The organism is Bartonella sp. MR168JLCBS (genome assembly GCF_042194175.1).
This window is the reverse complement of the sequence record NZ_JBHIMP010000140.1, coordinates 1-298: the sequence shown is the minus strand read 5'-3', so window position 1 is coordinate 298 and position 298 is coordinate 1. Positions and strand designations below refer to the sequence as shown.

Here is a 298-nt window from a genome sequence, read left to right as displayed (position 1 = left end):
AAAAAGAGGCGGAAAAGAGCCTTTGTCAAGACTTGAAACAATTTGAATGTGTTGTTGAACAAACTGTTGCTGTTCCTTTAAACGATGAGCAGTTCGCCGCCCTTGTATCGTTTTGCTATAATGTTGGAACAGAAGCTTTTCGTAGTTCTAAACTTCTAAAAAAGCTTAATAAAGGGAATTATGAAGCTGTCCCTATTGAATTGCAAAAATGGACAAGAGCAGGAGGAAAACGTCTTCAAGGACTTGTCAATCGCCGAGCAGCCGAAGCAGGGCTATGGGCTCAAGGTGCTTATGTGTG

The 298-nt window shown here is 41.6% G+C and carries 1 protein-coding gene; it reads left to right on the top strand.

The annotated features are described in order from the left end of the window. The coding region (locus tag ACFIK8_RS09840; protein WP_375669316.1) for a lysozyme at positions 1 to 298 on the top strand (298 nt) is incomplete at both ends.